The following is a 16,270-nucleotide window of genomic DNA, read 5'->3' on the forward strand; positions in this document are numbered from 1 at the left end:
GGCGGGGCCCGCTCGTGTACGGGGCCGAGCCCCGGTCAGTCCTGGATTCAGCCCGCGAGGATCGCGCGCGCCAGCTTGGCCGTCTCGGTCGGCGTCTTGCCGACCTTGACGCCGGCGGCCTCCAGGGCCTCCTTCTTCGCCTGGGCGGTGCCGGAGGAGCCGGAGACGATGGCGCCGGCGTGGCCCATGGTCTTGCCCTCGGGCGCGGTGAAGCCCGCGACGTAGCCGACGACCGGCTTGGTGACGTTGGCCTTGATGAAGTCGGCCGCGCGCTCCTCGGCGTCGCCGCCGATCTCGCCGATCATCACGATCAGGTCCGTCTCCGGGTCGGCCTCGAAGGCCGCCAGGGCGTCGATGTGCGTGGTGCCGATGACCGGGTCGCCACCGATGCCGACGGCGGAGGAGAAGCCGATGTCACGGAGCTCGTACATCATCTGGTACGTCAGCGTGCCGGACTTCGAGACCAGGCCGATGCGGCCCGGCTTCGTGATGTCGCCCGGGATGATGCCGGCGTTGGACTGGCCCGGGGTGATGAGACCGGGGCAGTTCGGGCCGATGAGGCGGGTCTTGTTGCCCTTCTCCACGGCGTACGCGTAGAACGCGGCGGAGTCGTGGACGGCGATGCCCTCGGTGATGACCACGGCGAGCGGGATCTCGGCGTCGATCGCCTCGACCACGGCGGCCTTGGCGAAGGCCGGCGGCACGAAGAGGACCGAGACGTTGGCGCCGGTCTCCTTCATGGCCTCGGCGACGGTGCCGAAGACGGGGATCTCGGTGCCGTCGAAGTCGACCTTCGTGCCGGCCTTGCGCGGGTTCACGCCGCCGACGATGTTGGTGCCGTCACCCAGCATGAGCTTGGTGTGCTTCATGCCCGTGGCACCGGTCATGCCCTGGACGATGACCTTGCTGTCCTTGTTGAGGAAGATAGCCATGGCTGTGTGTCCTGGTCCCTTACTTCGCGGCCGCGAGCTCGGCGGCCTTGTCGGCCGCGCCGTCCATGGTGTCCACGCGCTGCACCAGCGGGTGGTTGGCGTCGGACAGGATCTTGCGACCCAGCTCCGCGTTGTTGCCGTCGAGGCGCACGACCAGCGGCTTGGTGACCTCTTCGCCCTTCGAGGCGAGGAGCTCCAGGGCCTGCACGATGCCGTTGGCGACCTCGTCACAGGCGGTGATGCCGCCGAAGACGTTGACGAACACGGACTTGACGTCCGCGTCGCCGAGGATGATCTCCAGGCCGTTCGCCATGACCTCGGCGGACGCGCCGCCGCCGATGTCGAGGAAGTTGGCCGGCTTCACGCCGCCGTGGTTCTCACCGGCGTACGCGACGACGTCCAGGGTCGACATGACCAGGCCGGCGCCGTTGCCGATGATGCCGACCTCGCCGTCGAGCTTCACGTAGTTGAGGCCCTTGGCCTTGGCGGCAGCCTCGAGCGGGTTGGCTGCGGCCTTGTCCTCGAGGGCCTCGTGCTCGGGCTGGCGGAAGTCGGCGTTCTCGTCGAGCGAGACCTTGCCGTCGAGGGCCAGGATGCGCCCGTCCTTGGTCTTCACCAGCGGGTTCACCTCGACGAGGAGCGCGTCCTCGGCGACGAAGGTGTCCCACAGGGTGACCAGGACCTCGGCGATGTTCTCGGCGACCTCGGCCGGGAACTTCGCCAGGGCGACGATCTCGCGGGCCTTCTCCAGGGTGACGCCGTCGTTGGCGTTGACCGGGACCTTCGCGAGGGCCTCGGGGGTCTTCTCCGCGACCTCCTCGATGTCCATGCCGCCCTGCACCGAGGCCATGGCCAGGAAGGTGCGGTTGGTGCGGTCGAGCAGGTACGAGACGTAGTACTCGGCCTCGATCTCCGGGGACAGCTCGGCGATCATCACCTTGTGGACCGTGTGGCCCTTGATGTCCATGCCCAGGATGTCCGTCGCGCGGGCGACGGCCTCGTCCGGGTCCGCGGCCAGCTTGACGCCGCCGGCCTTGCCGCGGCCGCCGACCTTCACCTGCGCCTTGACGACCGACTTTCCGCCAAGTCGCTCGGTGGCCTCGCGCGCCGCCTCAGGCGTGTCGATGACTTCACCGGCCAGCACCGGTACACCGTGCTTGGCGAAGAGGTCCCTCGCCTGGTACTCGAACAGGTCCACGCGCGTCCCTTTTCTAGATGATCGCGGTTCGTTGTCTGCGTGGGCGTGCCGCGAAGGGCAACGTGACTGCGCTGTCACTAGGGAGGCGTACACGGTGTCCGTGGACGCGGCATGTCCGTCTCGCAGGTTATCCCCGTGGGACGTTGGTCCCTAAATCGCAGATCACAACGGAGCGGTGATACGGGTCACAGAACGTAGGCCCGCCGGGGCGTTCCGTGGGGGCGACCCCCGGCACCCGAAAGCCCCTTGTGGCAGGCGGGGAGCGGGGGTTGCGCCGCGCGCGGCACGCCGGGGCGCGGGGTCGGGGGCGCGGGGAGCCGACTGTGATATGGGCCTCAGTGGGGCTCCGGAGGCCCGTCCGGGCGGCCCGCGGACAACGGATTCCGCACCCCCCGACGGGACCTTCCGCCTCTCGGGCATGGTCTCCGGGCGCCCGGCCGGTCACCCCTCCGGTATCGGCAGCGGCCGCTTCTCCAGGGCGGCGGCCATCACCTCCGGGAAGAGGTCGGGGGTGCAGGCGAAGGCGGGGGCGCCGAGCGCGGCGAGCGCGGCGGCGTGCTCCCGGTCGTAGGCGGGGGCGCCCTCGTCGGAGAGGGCGAGCAGGCACACGAACTGCACCCCGGACGCCTTCATCGCGGCGACCCGCTTCAGCATCTCGTCGCGGATGCCGCCCTCGTAGAGGTCGCTGATGAGGACGACGACGGTGTCGGCGGGGCGGGTGATCCGCGACTGGCAGTAGGCGAGCGCCCGGTTGATGTCCGTGCCGCCGCCGAGCTGGGTGCCGAAGAGGACGTCGACGGGGTCGTCGAGCTGCTCGGTGAGGTCGACGACGGCGGTGTCGAAGACGACGAGGCGGGTGGCGATCGCGCGCATCGAGGCGAGGACGGCGCCGAAGACGGAGGCGTAGACGACGGAGGCGGCCATCGAGCCGGACTGGTCGACGCAGAGGACGACCTCCTTCTTCACCGCGCGGGCGGCCCTGCCGTAGCCGACGAGCCGCTCGGGGACGACCGTGCGGTGCTCGGGGAGGTAGTTCCCCAGGTTGGCGCGGATGGTGCGGTCCCAGTCGATGTCCCGGTGGCGGGGGCGGCTGATCCGGGCGGAGCGGTCCAGGGCGCCGGTGAGGGTGGCGCGGGTGCGGGAGGCGAGCCGCTTCTCCAGGTCGTCGACGACCTTGCGGACGACGGCCCGCGCGGTCTCCTTGGTGGTCTCCGGCATCGCCTTGTCGAGGGAGAGCAGGGTCCCGACGAGGTGCACGTCCGGCTCGACCGCCATCAGCATCTCGGGCTCCAGGAGCAGCGCGGCGAGGCCGAGGCGGTCGATCGCGTCGCGCTGCATGACCTGGACGACGGAGCTGGGGAAGTACGTGCGGATGTCGCCGAGCCAGCGGGCGACGGAGGGCGCGGAGCCGCCGAGCCCGGCCGAGCGCTCCCGCCCGGAACCGGCGGCGGCCGGTTCCCGGCGGTCGTAGAGCGCGCCGAGGGCGCGGTCCATGGCGGCGTCGGTGCCGCCGAGGTCGTGTCCGGTGCCGTCGGCCGGTCCGCCGCCGAGGACGAGCCGCCAGCGGCGCAGGCGCTCGGGGCCGAGAGTCATGCGGGGACCTCCGTACCGAGGATGAGGTGCAGCAGGGGCAGCACGCCGTCGGCGCGCTCGGGGTCGGGGGCGGCGGCGAAGCCGGGCACCGCGACGGCGGGCCGGGTGGCGCGGCCCTCGGCGGGACCGCGCGCGACGAGCTCGCCGAGGGTGCGGCGGACACCCGGCTCGTAGGAGGCGAAGGTGCGCCGCAGCAGGGGGAGGACGTCGGTGAACGCGTCCGCCGGGACGCCGCTCAGCCAGCCGTCCACGAGCGCGAGCAGCCGTTCGTCGTGGACGAGGAGCAGCCCGCCGCCGGAGGCCCCGCCGACGAAGCCCTCGATCCACGCGGCGGCGTCGGCGGGCGGCACCCCGGGCGAGAGCGCGAGCCCCATGGTCCGGGCCGCCTCGTCCTCCCCGAGCCGCCCCTCGTCGAGCAACAGCCGCGCGGCCCGCCCCCGCACCACCCCGGCCACCCCGTCCCGCGCCACGATCCGCCGCAGCACGCCGGCCCAGCGGTCGGATAGGGAGGCGAGGGAGGGACCGGGGGCCGCGTTCCCCGGGGCGACCGAGGCCGGAGCGGGCCCCGCCGCGTCCCCCCGCTCCCCCGGCTCCGCCGGAAGAAGCGCGATCGCGGCGTGGACCGCGTCCAGGTGGGCGCGCATCTCGGTGGCCGCGTCCGTGTCGAGGCCGGTGCAGGCCGGGGGGAGGCCGACGCAGATGCGCTCGGCGAGGCCCGTGGCGACCTCGCGGAGCGCGGTGGTGTCGGTGGCCCGCACGTCGCCGTAGCGCAGGGCGCGGGCCAGGGCGGGCAGGGCCTGGGCGAGGTGGGCGACGTCGGTGTCCAGCGCGGCGCGGTCGGCGAGCGCCCCGAGGACGGCGGGCAGCGCCTCGGTGAGCCCGGCGTGCAGGCAGCGCTCGGCGAGGGCGGTGAGCGCGGCGAGGTCCGGCGCGGCGGCGGCCCGCGCCTCGGCCCTGGCGGTCGCGGCGGCCTCGACGGTGGTGCCCCACACGCCCGCCTCGGCGACCTGCACGTGCAGCTCGGGCTCCCAGCGCAGCCGCCACGCCTCCCGGAAGGTGCCGGTGGAGGCGCGCCCGGCGGCGGGGGCGCCCCAGTCGACGCCGAGCAGCAGCAGCCGGTGGAGCAGCCGGCTGCGGGCCGCGTCGGTGTCCCCGCGCAGGTCGAGCTCCAGGTCGCGTGCCTCGGCCTCGGGCTTGAGCCGCAGGCTCCGCTGGAGCCGGGCGAGGTCGCGCTGGAGCGGCACGGCGGGCGCGTCGGCCGGGACGCCGCCGAGGACGTCGCCGATGACGAGCCGGTCGCGGACCAGGTCGAGCGGGACGTCGGAGCCGTCGCACATGACGGCCCGCACGGCGTCGGTGGTCTCGCCGAGCCCGGCGCAGGGCCGCCCGCGCATCGCGGCGAGGGTGTCGGCGAGCCGGACGGCCTCGATGACGTGCGCGGAGGAGACCGGCAGGTCCTCGGCCCGGAGCAGCCCGGCGACCTTGGTCATCCACCGTTCGAGCGGGCGGTCGGGGGCGCCGAAGAGGTGGGCGTACCACCCGGGCGCCTCGATGCCCGCCCCGTAGCCGGAGCGGCGGGCGAGCCGGCGGTGGGTCCAGGGCACCCAGGTCAGCTCGGTCCTGACCTTGGGGAGTCCCTTGAGCAGCGCCCGGTCGGCGGTGACGGTGGTCGCGCGGCGCAGCGCGGGCACGTGCCAGGCGCCGCAGACGACGGCGAGGTCGTCGCCGAACTCCTTGCGCGCGGCGCGCAGCCGCAGCCGCATGTGGGCCTCGCGGACCAGGTCGCGCGGGTGCCCGCCGTGGCCGTACGCCTCGCGGAGCGCGCCCATCGCCTCGGCGAGGGCCTCGAAGGGGGCGAACGGGTCGCTCCCGCCGCGCAGTTCGACGACGTCCTCCCACCAGCGCTCGGCGTCGTCGTATCCGGCGGCGTGGGCGAGCTCGGCGACGGGGTCGACGCGCAGCGCCCGGCCGGTGCCCTCCTCGGGGGCCGGGTCGGCGGCGGCTTCGGGGGCGGCGAGGGTGTGGGCGGCGGGCAGGTCGACGAAGCGGACCTCGGCGCCGTGGCCGAGGGCCCAGCGGATCGCGACCCACTCGGGCGAGAACTCCGCCATGGGCCAGAAGGCGGCGCGCCCGGGGTCGTCGACGGCGTGCGCGAGGAGGGCGACGGGGGGCCGCATCCCGGGGTCGGCGGCGAGCGCGACGAGGGCGTCGGCCTCGGGCGGCCCCTCGATGAGGACGGCCTTGGGCCGGCCCGCCTCCAGGGCGGCTGCCACGGCCCGCGCGGATCCGGGCCCGTGGTGCCGCACCCCGAGCAGCAGGGGCCCGGGGGCGGCGGGGGCGCCGGCTCGGGTCACGCCGTCACCTCGCGGCAGGCGCGGTAGAAGTCCTTCCAGCCGTCTCTCTCCCGGACCACGGTCTCCAGGTACTCCTGCCAGACGACCCGGTCGGCGGCGGGGTCGCGGACGATGGCGCCGAGCAGCCCGGCGGCGACGTCGGCGGAGCGCAGGACGCCGTCGCCGAAGTGGGCGGCGAGGGCGAGCCCGCCGGTGACGACGGAGATCGCCTCGGCGGTGGAGAGCGTCCCCGAGGGGGACTTGAGCTTGGTGCGCCCGTCGGCGGTGACCCCGTCGCGCAGCTCGCGGAAGACGGTGACCACCCGGCGGATCTCCTCGACACCCTCGGGCACCGCCGGGAGGTCGAGCGAGCGGCCGATCTGGTCGACGCGCCGGGCGACGATGTCGACCTCGGCGTCGGGGGTGGCGGGCAGCGGCAGCACCACGGTGTTGAAGCGGCGGCGCAGGGCGCTGGACAGCTCGTTGACCCCGCGGTCGCGGTCGTTGGCGGTGGCGATGAGGTTGAACCCGCCGACGGCCTGGACCTCCTGGCCCAGCTCGGGGATCGGCAGGGTCTTCTCGGAGAGCACCGTGATGAGGGTGTCCTGCACGTCGGCGGGGATGCGGGTGAGCTCCTCGACGCGGGCGGTCAGCCCGGCGGCCATGGCGCGCATGACGGGGCTGGGCACGAGCGCCTCGCGGCTGGGGCCGTGGGCGAGCAGCCGCGCGTAGTTCCACCCGTAGCGGATGGCCTCCTCGGGGGTGCCCGCGGTGCCCTGGACGAGGAGGGTGGAGTCGCCGCTGACGGCGGCGGCCAGGTGCTCGGAGACCCAGGTCTTGGCGGTGCCGGGCACGCCGAGCAGGAGCAGGGCGCGGTCGGTGGCGAGGGTGGTGACGGCGACCTCGACGATCCGGCGCGGGCCCACGTACTTGGGGGTGATCACCGTGCCGTCGGGCAGGGTGCCGCCGAGGAGGTAGGTGGCGACGGCCCAGGGCGAGAGCCGCCAGCGGGTGGGGCGCGGCCGGTCGTCGGCGGCGGCGAGCGCGGCGAGTTCGTGCGCGAAGGCGTCTTCGGCGTGCGGCCGGAGCACTTCGCCCGCGGCGCCGTCCGTGCTGTCCGTCGTGGCGACGGCGGCGCGGTCCGTGGTGGTTTCGGGCAGGGTCATGGGTCCCCCTCCAGATCGTTCGACCTGCTGTACGAACCACGGTGCACCATGCCACTGACAATCGGCCCCGCCCTCCGCCACGCCGATGGAAACCGCAGGTGGGAGCATGTGTCAGTGGAGGGTCGTACGGTCGTTCCCATGGACGAACAGGGGGAGCTCTGGACGGCTGATCAGGTGCTGGCACTGGCTCCTGACGACGCCTCACGCAGAGCGGGAAGCAAGCTGGGCACGCCCGGACCGTGGTCCGGCACCGGCGGCGGCCGGGGGGCCGTGTGGGGCCTGTGCAAGGGCAGCGGGCGCACGCCGTACCGCACGGTCGTGGACACCACGGGCCCGGCGTACCAATGCAGTTGCCCCAGCCGCAAGTTCCCGTGCAAGCACGCGCTGGGACTGCTGCTGCTCCGGGCCGGCGGCGAGGTGCCGTCCGCCCCCGGCGACGCGGCCGGGCCGCCGGACTGGGCCGAGAGCTGGCTCGCGGACCGCCGCGAGCGGGCGGAGGCGGCGCGGAGCGCCGGGCCCGCGCCGGACGCGGGGCCCGCCGACCCGGAGGCGGCGCGCCGCCGGGCCGAGCGGCGGGCGGCCCGGATCACGTCGGGAGCAGAGGAGTTGGAGCGGCGGCTGGCCGACCTGCTGCGCGGCGGCCTGGCCGCGGCGGAGCGTTCGGGGCCAGGGGCGTGGGAGGAGACGGCGGCCCGCATGGTCGACGCGCAGGCGCCGGGCCTCGCGGGCCGGGTGCGGGAGCTGGGGGCGATAGCCGGCTCGGGTCCGGGCTGGCCGGTGCGGCTCCTGGAGGAGTGCGCGCTGACCCATCTCCTGGACCGGGCCTGGCTGTCGGCGGACCGGCTGCCCGGCCCGCTCGCGGCGACGGTGCGGACCCGGGTGGGCCTGACGGCCCCGCCGGCCGGCCCGCTGCTGCGGGACCGCTGGCTGGTCCTCGCGCAGTACGACACGGCCGAGGGCAAGCTGACGGCGCGCCGGGTCTGGCTGCACGGGGAGTCGACGGGCCGCACGGCCCTGCTGCTCTCCTTCGGGGCGGCGGGCCGCGCCCCGCAGCTCGCCCTCCCGGTCGGGGCGGTGCTGGACGCGGAGCTGCGGGGGTACGAGGGCGGCGGTGGGCTCCGCGCGGAGCTGGTCGGGCAGTTCGGCGCGCCCGCGCCCGCCGGGCCCCCGCCGCGCGGCGGCACGGTCGGCGCGGCCCTCACGGCGTACGGGCACGCGCTGCGCGAGGACCCGTGGCTGGACGCCTGGCCGGTGACGCTGGCCGGTGTCGTCCCGGCCCGCGCGGAGTACGGCTGGCAGCTCGCCGACGCGGCGGGCGCCGAACGGGAGGCCGTGCCGCTGACCCGCGCCGCGCAGGCCCGCCCGGGGCTGTGGCGGCTGGTGGCCCTGTCGGGCGGCGCGCCGCTCACGGTCTTCGGCGAGTGCGGCCACCAGGGCTTCACCCCGCTGGCCGCCTGGTCGCCGGACGCGCCCGGGGAGACGGTGCCGCTGGTCTGACCCCCCGGAACCGCACCGCACCCGTCTCGGAAACCCACTGCTGGAGGAGGGCTGTCATGGTGGCCATGGACGCCTGGGAAGAGCTCGTCACGTCGGCACTGCTGGGCACCGACCGCAGACCGCACGGGGGTGCCTCCGGGGACGCGGCGGCCGTCGCGCTGCTCGACGCCGCCGCCGCGCACACCGTACGGCGACGGGCGGGGCTGCGGCCCGGCCCCGCCGCGCCGCCGCTGGAGCCCGCGCCCGAGGACGGGCGCAGACCGCTCCCGGAGGCGGCCCGGCGGCGGCTGGCCCGGCTGCTCGCGGGCCGGGCCGCGCCCGCGCCCTCCGGGGGCCGCCGGGGGGCCGCGCCCGACCTGACGGAGCTGCTGCCGCAGTGGCTGGCCGCCGCGCACGAGCGGGGCTACCGCGCCCCGGCGGCGGCGCTGCCCGCGCTCCTCGACGCGGCCCGCGCCCGGACCGACCTGCGGCCCCAGGCGCTGGCCTTCGCGGGGCCGCGCGGGCTGTGGCTGGCCGGGCTCAACACGGAGTGGAAGTTCGCGCTGCGCGGCGCGGGCGGCGGCGGCGCGCTGCCCGACCCCGGCGACCCGGCGGCGGTGGCGGCGCTGTGGGAGGAGGGCCTGTTCGCGGAGCGGGTGGCGCTGCTGGCGGCCGTACGGGCCTGGGACCCGGCCGCGGGCCGCGGGCTGCTGGCCGCCACCTGGGGCACGGAGCGGGCCGAGGACCGGCTGATGTTCCTGGACTCGCTGCGCGCGGGGCTGTCGGACGCGGACGAGGAGTTCCTGGAGGCGGCGCTGGCCGACCGCAGCCGCAACGTGCGCACGACCGCCGCCGAGCTGCTGTCGGCGCTGCCCGGCTCGGCGCTGGCCGCGCGGATGGCGGAGCGGGCCGTGTCGTGCGTCTCCCTGGACCGTACGCGCGGGGAGCCGGTGATCGTGGTCGAGGCGCCGCACGAGTGCGACGCCGGGATGCAGCACGACGGGGTGACGGCCACCCCGCCCACGGGCCGCGGCGAGCGCTCCTGGTGGCTCGGCCAGCTCGTCGAGGCCGCGCCGCTGCACTGCTGGCCGGCCCGGTTCGGGGGGCGCGGGCCCGAGGAGGTCGTGGCGCTCGCGGTCGCCGACGACTGGCAGGGCGAGCTGCACGCGGCCTGGTGCCGGGCGGCGGTGCGGCAGCGGGACGCGGACTGGTCGCGGGCCCTGCTGGGCTCCCCCTCGGCCCCGCAGGCCACCGGGCCCGGCACGTCCTCGCTGGCCGAGCGGGCCAAGCTGCTGTCGACGCTGCCGGAGGAGGAGCGGGCCGGCTGGGTGGCCTCGTTCATAGCGGCGCACGGCCTGTCGGAGGCGTTCCAGCTGCTGGGCGTGTGCGCGGTGCCGTGGGCGGCGCCGCTGGGCGGGGCGGTGGTCGACGCGCTGGACATCGCGCGGGACGCGGGGAGTTACCCGTGGAGCTTCAGCGGGGTGATGGGCCTCGCCGAGCGCTGCCTCTCCCCCGACGCGGTCCCGCAGCTCGCGGCCCTGACGGCCCTCCCGGCCGAGGAGGAGGACGCCTCCCCCGGCGCCGGGGGCTATTGGTCCGAGGCGTTCCAGCGGCTCGTGGCGACGCTGGACCTCCGGGCGACGATGCACGCGGAGCTGACGGAGGACTGAGCGGGATGCCGGGGGGCGCGTCGGCCGCTCCCCCCGTATCCCCCGTATCCCCTCGTCACCGCCTCCCGCTGGCGCGGCTCAGGCGGCGGCCACGCGGACGTTCGCGTTGACCCACTCCACGATGGAGCCGGTCGTCGCGCCCGGGGTGAAGATCTCGGCGACGCCCTTCTCCTTCAGCGGCGCGATGTCCGCCTCGGGGATGATCCCGCCGCCGAAGACCTTGATGTCCTCCGCGTCGCGCTCCTTCAGCAGCTCCAGCACCTTCGCGAACAGCGTGTTGTGCGCGCCCGAGAGGATCGACAGGCCGATCGCGTCGGCGTCCTCCTGGATCGCGGTGTCCACGATCTGCTCGGGCGTCTGGTGGAGCCCGGTGTAGATGACCTCCATGCCGGCGTCGCGCAGCGCCCGCGCGATCACCTTGGCCCCGCGATCGTGGCCGTCGAGACCCGGCTTGGCGACCACCACTCGAATCGGACCGGTCACGCCCATCAGTGCCTCCACATGCGACCCCCGCGCCTGGCCGCGGGAAAGTGAACGAACGTTATCGCCAGCATCCCGCAAGCGGCCGTTTCGCGGTGGGCAGCGAGGGGGAAATCACACGTGGGACATCGTTCGCTCCGCTGAGGAGCCGCCACGGGGTCGCCGTATCACCGCGCCGCCAGCCGCACGGCACGGAGATACGGCGCCCTTCCGTCCCGGGACGGAGGCCGTCGATGGAGCTCATCCCCACCGAGGTCGCCGACCGGGTGAAGGCCACCGCCCTGGAGCTCGCGGTCCTTGCCGGACACCTGGTCCTCTACCCCTCCGGGCTTGTCTCCGAACGCCGCCCGCGCGGCCCGGCCGCCGAGCGCGACACACCCGCCCGCCGGCCGGTGGTGCTGCTCCACGGCTTCGTCGACAACCACTCGGTCTTCGTGCTGCTGCGCCGCACCCTCGCCCGGCACGGCCGTGAGCACGTCGAGTCGCTGGACTACTCCCCGTTCACCTGCGACCTGCGCACCGCCGCCGAGCGGCTCGGGCGGCTGGTCGAGGAGATCCGGGAGCGCACGGGACAGGCCGAGGTCGACCTGGTGGGGCACAGCCTGGGCGGGCTGATAGCGCGCTACTACGTGCAGCGGCTCGGCGGTGACACCCGGGTGCGCACGCTGGTCATGCTGGGCACCCCGCACGCGGGCACCGCCTTCGGCCCGCTGGCCGACGCGCATCCGCTGGTCCGCCAGATGCGGCCGGGCTCGGAGGTGCTGCGCGAGCTTGCGGGGCCCGCGCCGGGCGTCCGGACCCGCTTCGTCAGCTTCTGGAGCGACCTGGACCGGGTGATGGTGCCGGTCGAGACCGCGCACCTGGACCACCCCGACCTGATCACGCACAACGTGCGGGTGAGCGGGATCGGCCATCTCGCGCTGCCGGTGCACCCGGCGGTCGCGGCCGGGATCCTCGCCGCGCTGGACGACGGCGATCCGGCCGCCGGGGCCGCCGGGACCGCCGGAGCGGCGCCCGGCACCGACGCGGTGGCCTGACGGCGGTCCCGCCGGAACGACTCCGTCCGCCGCGTTCCTCGAACGTTCCTCGAACACAAGGCCAAAGGTCTCCCCATCGACCGCCGAAAGACGGCCGATTGCCCCTTTCCCCACGGCTCGAAACCCGCGGAAGATTGTCGGGCGCGCATACCGCCGGGTACAGTCACGCCACTGCTTGACCCCCTGCCCCCGAGGCGAGAGAGAAGTTGGTGAACGACCAGCACCCCCACGCCGGGTACGTCACGGACGCCACCCAGATCACCGGGAGCTTCACCGCGGATCCGCGGTTCGGCGGTTACGACGCCGACTACGCAGCGGGTCTCAGCGCAGGTCAGAGCATGTACGGCGGCTACACGGAGCACACCGGGTACGCCGACCCGAACGGTTACGCCGGGCACACCGACCCGAGCGGCCACTGGGACACCGGCTCCCACGGCTCCTACTCCGCCACCGGCCAGTGGGACGCCACCGCGTGGAGCGAGGCGCAGCAGACCGGCCAGTACGAGGCCGTGGCCTTCGCCGCCACCGCGTACGACACCACCGGCCAGTGGACGACACCCGGCTTCGAGACCGGCACGTACGACATGGCCGCCGCGACCGCCTGGCACCAGGCGCCGACGCCGGAGCCGGTCGTCCCGCAGCAGTACACCCCGGGCCCGGAGCACACGGCCTACGCGACCGAGGCACCCGGCCACGTCGAGCACACCGACCACACCGACCACACCGACCACACCGAGTACGTCGAGCACGCCGCGGACTACGCCGACTACACGGACTACGCCGGGCACACCGAACACTTCGAGCACACCGAGCACGTCGAGCACGTCGACCATCCCGAGTACTCCGAGACCATGCAGGTCCCCGCGTACGACGGTTACGGCGCCTACGACGCTGACCCGGAGACCGACCGCGACGCGGACCCGGACGCGGAGCTCCACGCCTTCCACGCCGCCGAGACCATGGTCGCCCTGGAGGTCCTGCCCGAGGGTGCCGGCTCCGCCGGGGAGCTGCCGCCCGTCGCCGGGCGTCCCGTGCGCCGCTCCTCCGGCGGTGCCCGCGGTGGCCGGCGCCGTACGCCCGCCAAGCGCTCCGCGCTCCTCACGGTCGCCGTCCCGTCCGCCTGCGTCATGGGCGTCGCCGGGATCGCCGCCGCCTCGGTCGGCGGGCTCACCGACTCCGGCACGGACGCCAAGGACACGACGACCACCATGGCCGCCGCCGACCCGGCGTCCGTCAAGGAGGTCGCCGCCAACACCAAGCTGGACACCCAGCTCGCCGCGCTCAGCGCCGACGCCCGCAGCTTCGGCGACCGCGCCAGCCGCACCCAGGAGCGCATCGACCTGCGGGTGCGCCAGGACGCGGAGAAGAAGAAGCGCGAGGAGGAGGCGGCCCGCAAGGAGGCGCTGCGGCCGAAGTTCATGCTTCCGGTCAAGCTGCACCAGCTCAGCGCCCGTTTCGGCCAGTCCGGCGTCAACTGGATGTCCGTGCACACGGGCATCGACTTCCCCGTGCAGTACGGCACCCCCGTGATGGCCGCGACCGACGGCACCGTGCGCACCCAGTGGAACAGCGCCTACGGCAACATGGCGATCGTGACCATGGCGGACGGCACCGAGACCTGGTACTGCCACCTGAGCAGCACCAAGATCCGCTCCGGCAAGGTCAAGGCCGGCGAGGTCATCGCGTACTCCGGCAACTCCGGCAACTCCACCGGCCCCCACCTCCACTTCGAGGTCCGGCCGAACGGCGGCGCGGCGATCGACCCGCTGCCCTGGCTGCTGAGCCGCGGTCTCGACCCGACCGGCTGACCCCGCGCGTACGAGGAAGGGCCCCCGCCGGCATCCGGCGGGGGCCCTTCCTCGTTCCGTCGCCCGGGACCGGGGGTCCTGGGTCCGGGGGGCTACAGCTTCTCGACCGGCGCGTACCGCAGCAGCAGACGCTTGGGCTTCTCGTCGCCGAAGTCGATCGTCGCCTGCGCGTCCGCGCCGACACCCTGGACCGCCATGACCGTGCCCAGGCCGAACTGGTCGTGGGTGACCCGGTCGCCGACCTGGAGCGAGATCACCGGCTTGTCGCTGGTGCGCCGGGTGGCGAAGCCCGAGGGGCCGGAGCGGGCGCGCGAGGAGGACAGCGAGGAGGTGATCCCCGAGGTCGGCCCGGCGGGCTTGGCCATGGGGCCGGTCCGCTTCCACTCCAGATACGCGGGCGGGATCTCCTCCAGGAAGCGCGAGGCCGGGTTGTACGAGGGCTGGCCCCAGGCGCTGCGCATCGCGGAGCGGGTCAGGTAGAGCCGCTCGCGGGCGCGGGTGATGCCGACGTACGCGAGGCGGCGCTCCTCCTCCAGCTCCTTGGTCTGGCCGAGCGCGCGCATGTGCGGGAAGACGCCGTCCTCCATGCCGGTGAGGAACACCACCGGGAACTCCAGGCCCTTGGCGGTGTGCAGGGTCATCAGGGTGATGACCCCCGAGCCCTCCTCGTCCTCGTCGGGGATCTGGTCGGAGTCGGCGACGAGGGCGACCTTCTCCAGGAACTCGGCGAGGGTGGCGGGCTCTTCGCCGCGCTCCTGCTCGAACTCCAGGGCCACCGCGGCGAGTTCCTGGAGGTTCTCGATGCGGGTCTCGTCCTGCGGGTCGGTGGACGCCTGGAGCTCGGCCAGATAGCCGGTCCGCTCCAGCACCGCCTCCAGGACCACGGCGGGCCCCGCGCCGGACTCGGCGATGGTGCGGAGCTCCTCCATGAGCGTGTTGAAGCGCTTGACCGCGTTGGCGGAGCGGGCCGCCATCCCGTACGCCTCGTCGACGCGCTTGAGCGCCTGCGGGAAGGTGATCTTCTCGCGCAGCGAGAGGGCGTCGATCATCGCCTCGGCGCGGTCGCCGATGCCCCGCTTGGGGACGTTGAGGATCCGGCGCAGCGGCACGGTGTCCTCGGGGTTGGCGAGGACGCGCAGGTAGGCGAGGACGTCGCGGACCTCCTTGCGCTCGTAGAAGCGCACGCCGCCGACGACCTTGTAGGGCAGGCCGACGCGGATGAAGATCTCTTCGAAGACGCGGGACTGGGCGTTGGTGCGGTAGAAGACGGCGACGTCGCCCGCCTTGGCCGCGCCGGTGTCGGTGAGCCGGTCGATCTCGTCGGCGACGAACTGCGCCTCGTCGTGCTCGGTGTCCGCGACGTAGCCGGTGATCTGCGCGCCCGCGCCCGCGTTGGTCCACAGGTTCTTCGGGCGGCGGGACTCGTTGCGCTCGATGACCGCGTTGGCGGCGGAGAGGATCGTCTGGGTGGAGCGGTAGTTCTGCTCCAGCAGGATCGTCGTCGCGTCCGGGTAGTCCTCCTCGAACTGGAGGATGTTGCGGATGGTCGCGCCGCGGAAGGCGTAGATCGACTGGTCGGCGTCGCCGACCACGCACAGCTCGGCCGGGCCGAGGTCCTCGTAGCCCGTGCCGACGAGCTCGCGGACCAGGGTGTACTGGGCGTGGTTGGTGTCCTGGTACTCGTCGACGAGGACGTGGCGGAAGCGGCGGCGGTAGTGCTCGGCGACGTCCGGGAACGCCTGGAACAGGTGCACCGTCGTCATGATGATGTCGTCGAAGTCCAGCGCGTTGGCCTCGCGCAGCCGGGCCTGGTACATCCGGTACGCCTCGGCGAGCGTCTTCTCAAAGCCGTCGGCCGCTTGATCGGCGAAGGTCTCCTCGTCGATCAGCTCGTTCTTCAGGTTGGAGATCTTGGCGCTGAAGGACTTCGGCGGGAACTTCTTCGGGTCGAGGTCCAGGTCCCGGCAGACCAGCGCCATCAGGCGCTTGGAGTCGGCGGCGTCGTAGATCGAGAACGACGAGGTGAAGCCCAGCTTCTTCGACTCGCGGCGCAGGATGCGGACGCACGCGCTGTGGAAGGTCATGACCCACATGGCGTTGGCGCGCGGGCCGACGAGCTGCTCGACCCGCTCCTTCATCTCGCCGGCGGCCTTGTTGGTGAAGGTGATCGCCAGTATCTGCCCGGGGTGGACGTGCCGGCTGCCCAGGAGGTGGGCGATGCGGTGGGTGAGCACGCGCGTCTTGCCGGAGCCGGCGCCCGCGACGATGAGCAGCGGGGTGTCCGTGTGGACCACGGCGGCGCGCTGCTGCTCGTTCAGCCCCTCCAGGAGCGCGGCGGCGTCCACGGCGGGGCGGTGGGCGCCGTCGCGGTAGTACGCGTCCCGCTCGGGCGGGGGCGCGTCCCAGTGCTCCCCGAAGAGGGCGTGCGGGACGTCCTCCGCGGCCGGGGCGCCGTGCTCGTGGTCCTCGGGCGGGGGCGGGGGCTCCTCCGAGGAGTGGTTCCGGAGGCTCGCCAGGAAGTTGTCGTCAAAGAGGCTGCTCATCGCCTCACGAGTCTAGGACGCCGCACCGACAGTC

At 74.3% G+C, this 16,270-nt stretch carries 11 protein-coding genes; 4 read left to right on the top strand and 7 right to left on the bottom strand.

The window, feature by feature from the left end:
- Window positions 1-47: 47 nt before the first annotated feature.
- The 5 genes from sucD to AB0C99_RS28250 all read right to left on the bottom strand — a co-directional run bounded on the left by sucD (window position 48) and on the right by AB0C99_RS28250 (window position 7,222).
- Window positions 48-932: a succinate--CoA ligase subunit alpha gene (sucD, locus tag AB0C99_RS28230; RefSeq protein WP_046912434.1), complete on the bottom strand. Its 885-nt coding sequence runs from the start codon at window positions 930-932 to the stop codon at window positions 48-50.
- Window positions 933-951: 19 nt separating this feature from the next.
- On the bottom strand, window positions 952-2,130 hold the full coding sequence (sucC, locus tag AB0C99_RS28235; protein WP_362480708.1) for an ADP-forming succinate--CoA ligase subunit beta: 1,179 nt from the start codon (window positions 2,128-2,130) through the stop codon (window positions 952-954).
- 441 nt (window positions 2,131-2,571) lie between these two features.
- Window positions 2,572-3,723: a VWA domain-containing protein gene (locus AB0C99_RS28240; protein WP_362480711.1), complete on the bottom strand. Its 1,152-nt coding sequence runs from the start codon at window positions 3,721-3,723 to the stop codon at window positions 2,572-2,574.
- Window positions 3,720-6,077, bottom strand: coding sequence for a DUF5682 family protein (locus AB0C99_RS28245; protein ID WP_362480713.1), 2,358 nt, complete (start codon window positions 6,075-6,077; stop codon window positions 3,720-3,722). Before AB0C99_RS28245 ends, AB0C99_RS28240 begins: the two co-directional genes overlap by 4 nt.
- Window positions 6,074-7,222, bottom strand: a complete 1,149-nt coding sequence (locus tag AB0C99_RS28250; protein WP_362480716.1) for an AAA family ATPase — start codon at window positions 7,220-7,222, stop codon at window positions 6,074-6,076. The genes AB0C99_RS28245 and AB0C99_RS28250 overlap by 4 nt, the downstream gene beginning before the upstream one ends.
- 138 nt (window positions 7,223-7,360) lie before the next feature.
- Here AB0C99_RS28250 and AB0C99_RS28255 point away from each other — a divergent pair, with 138 nt between their 5' ends.
- Window positions 7,361-8,719 carry an SWIM zinc finger family protein gene (locus AB0C99_RS28255; RefSeq protein WP_362480718.1) on the top strand — a complete coding sequence of 453 codons (1,359 nt, stop codon included), beginning with the start codon at window positions 7,361-7,363 and terminating at the stop codon, window positions 8,717-8,719.
- A gap of 56 nt (window positions 8,720-8,775) precedes the next feature.
- Complete coding sequence (locus AB0C99_RS28260; protein WP_362480721.1) at window positions 8,776-10,368, top strand: DUF5691 domain-containing protein; 1,593 nt, start codon at window positions 8,776-8,778, stop codon at window positions 10,366-10,368.
- A 78-nt stretch (window positions 10,369-10,446) separates the two neighbouring features.
- On the opposite strand, the gene AB0C99_RS28265 is transcribed toward AB0C99_RS28260, so the two are convergent.
- The gene (locus AB0C99_RS28265; RefSeq protein WP_362480724.1) at window positions 10,447-10,857 is read right to left on the bottom strand and encodes a cobalamin B12-binding domain-containing protein; all 411 of its coding nucleotides are present in this window, start codon (window positions 10,855-10,857) and stop codon (window positions 10,447-10,449) included.
- 224 nt (window positions 10,858-11,081) lie between these two features.
- Here AB0C99_RS28265 and AB0C99_RS28270 point away from each other — a divergent pair, with 224 nt between their 5' ends.
- Window positions 11,082-11,885 carry an alpha/beta fold hydrolase gene (locus AB0C99_RS28270; RefSeq protein ID WP_362480727.1) on the top strand — a complete coding sequence of 268 codons (804 nt, stop codon included), beginning with the start codon at window positions 11,082-11,084 and terminating at the stop codon, window positions 11,883-11,885.
- Window positions 11,886-12,094: 209 nt separating this feature from the next.
- Entirely contained in the window at window positions 12,095-13,693 is a 1,599-nt protein-coding gene (locus AB0C99_RS28275) for a peptidoglycan DD-metalloendopeptidase family protein (protein WP_362480730.1), read from the top strand.
- Window positions 13,694-13,785: 92 nt separating this feature from the next.
- On the opposite strand, the gene pcrA is transcribed toward AB0C99_RS28275, so the two are convergent.
- Window positions 13,786-16,236, bottom strand: a complete 2,451-nt coding sequence (gene pcrA / locus AB0C99_RS28280) for a DNA helicase PcrA (RefSeq protein ID WP_362480732.1) — start codon at window positions 16,234-16,236, stop codon at window positions 13,786-13,788.
- Window positions 16,237-16,270 lie beyond the last annotated feature (34 nt).

The organism is Streptomyces sp. NPDC048659 (assembly GCF_040650575.1).
Taxonomy (GTDB): domain Bacteria; phylum Actinomycetota; class Actinomycetes; order Streptomycetales; family Streptomycetaceae; genus Streptomyces.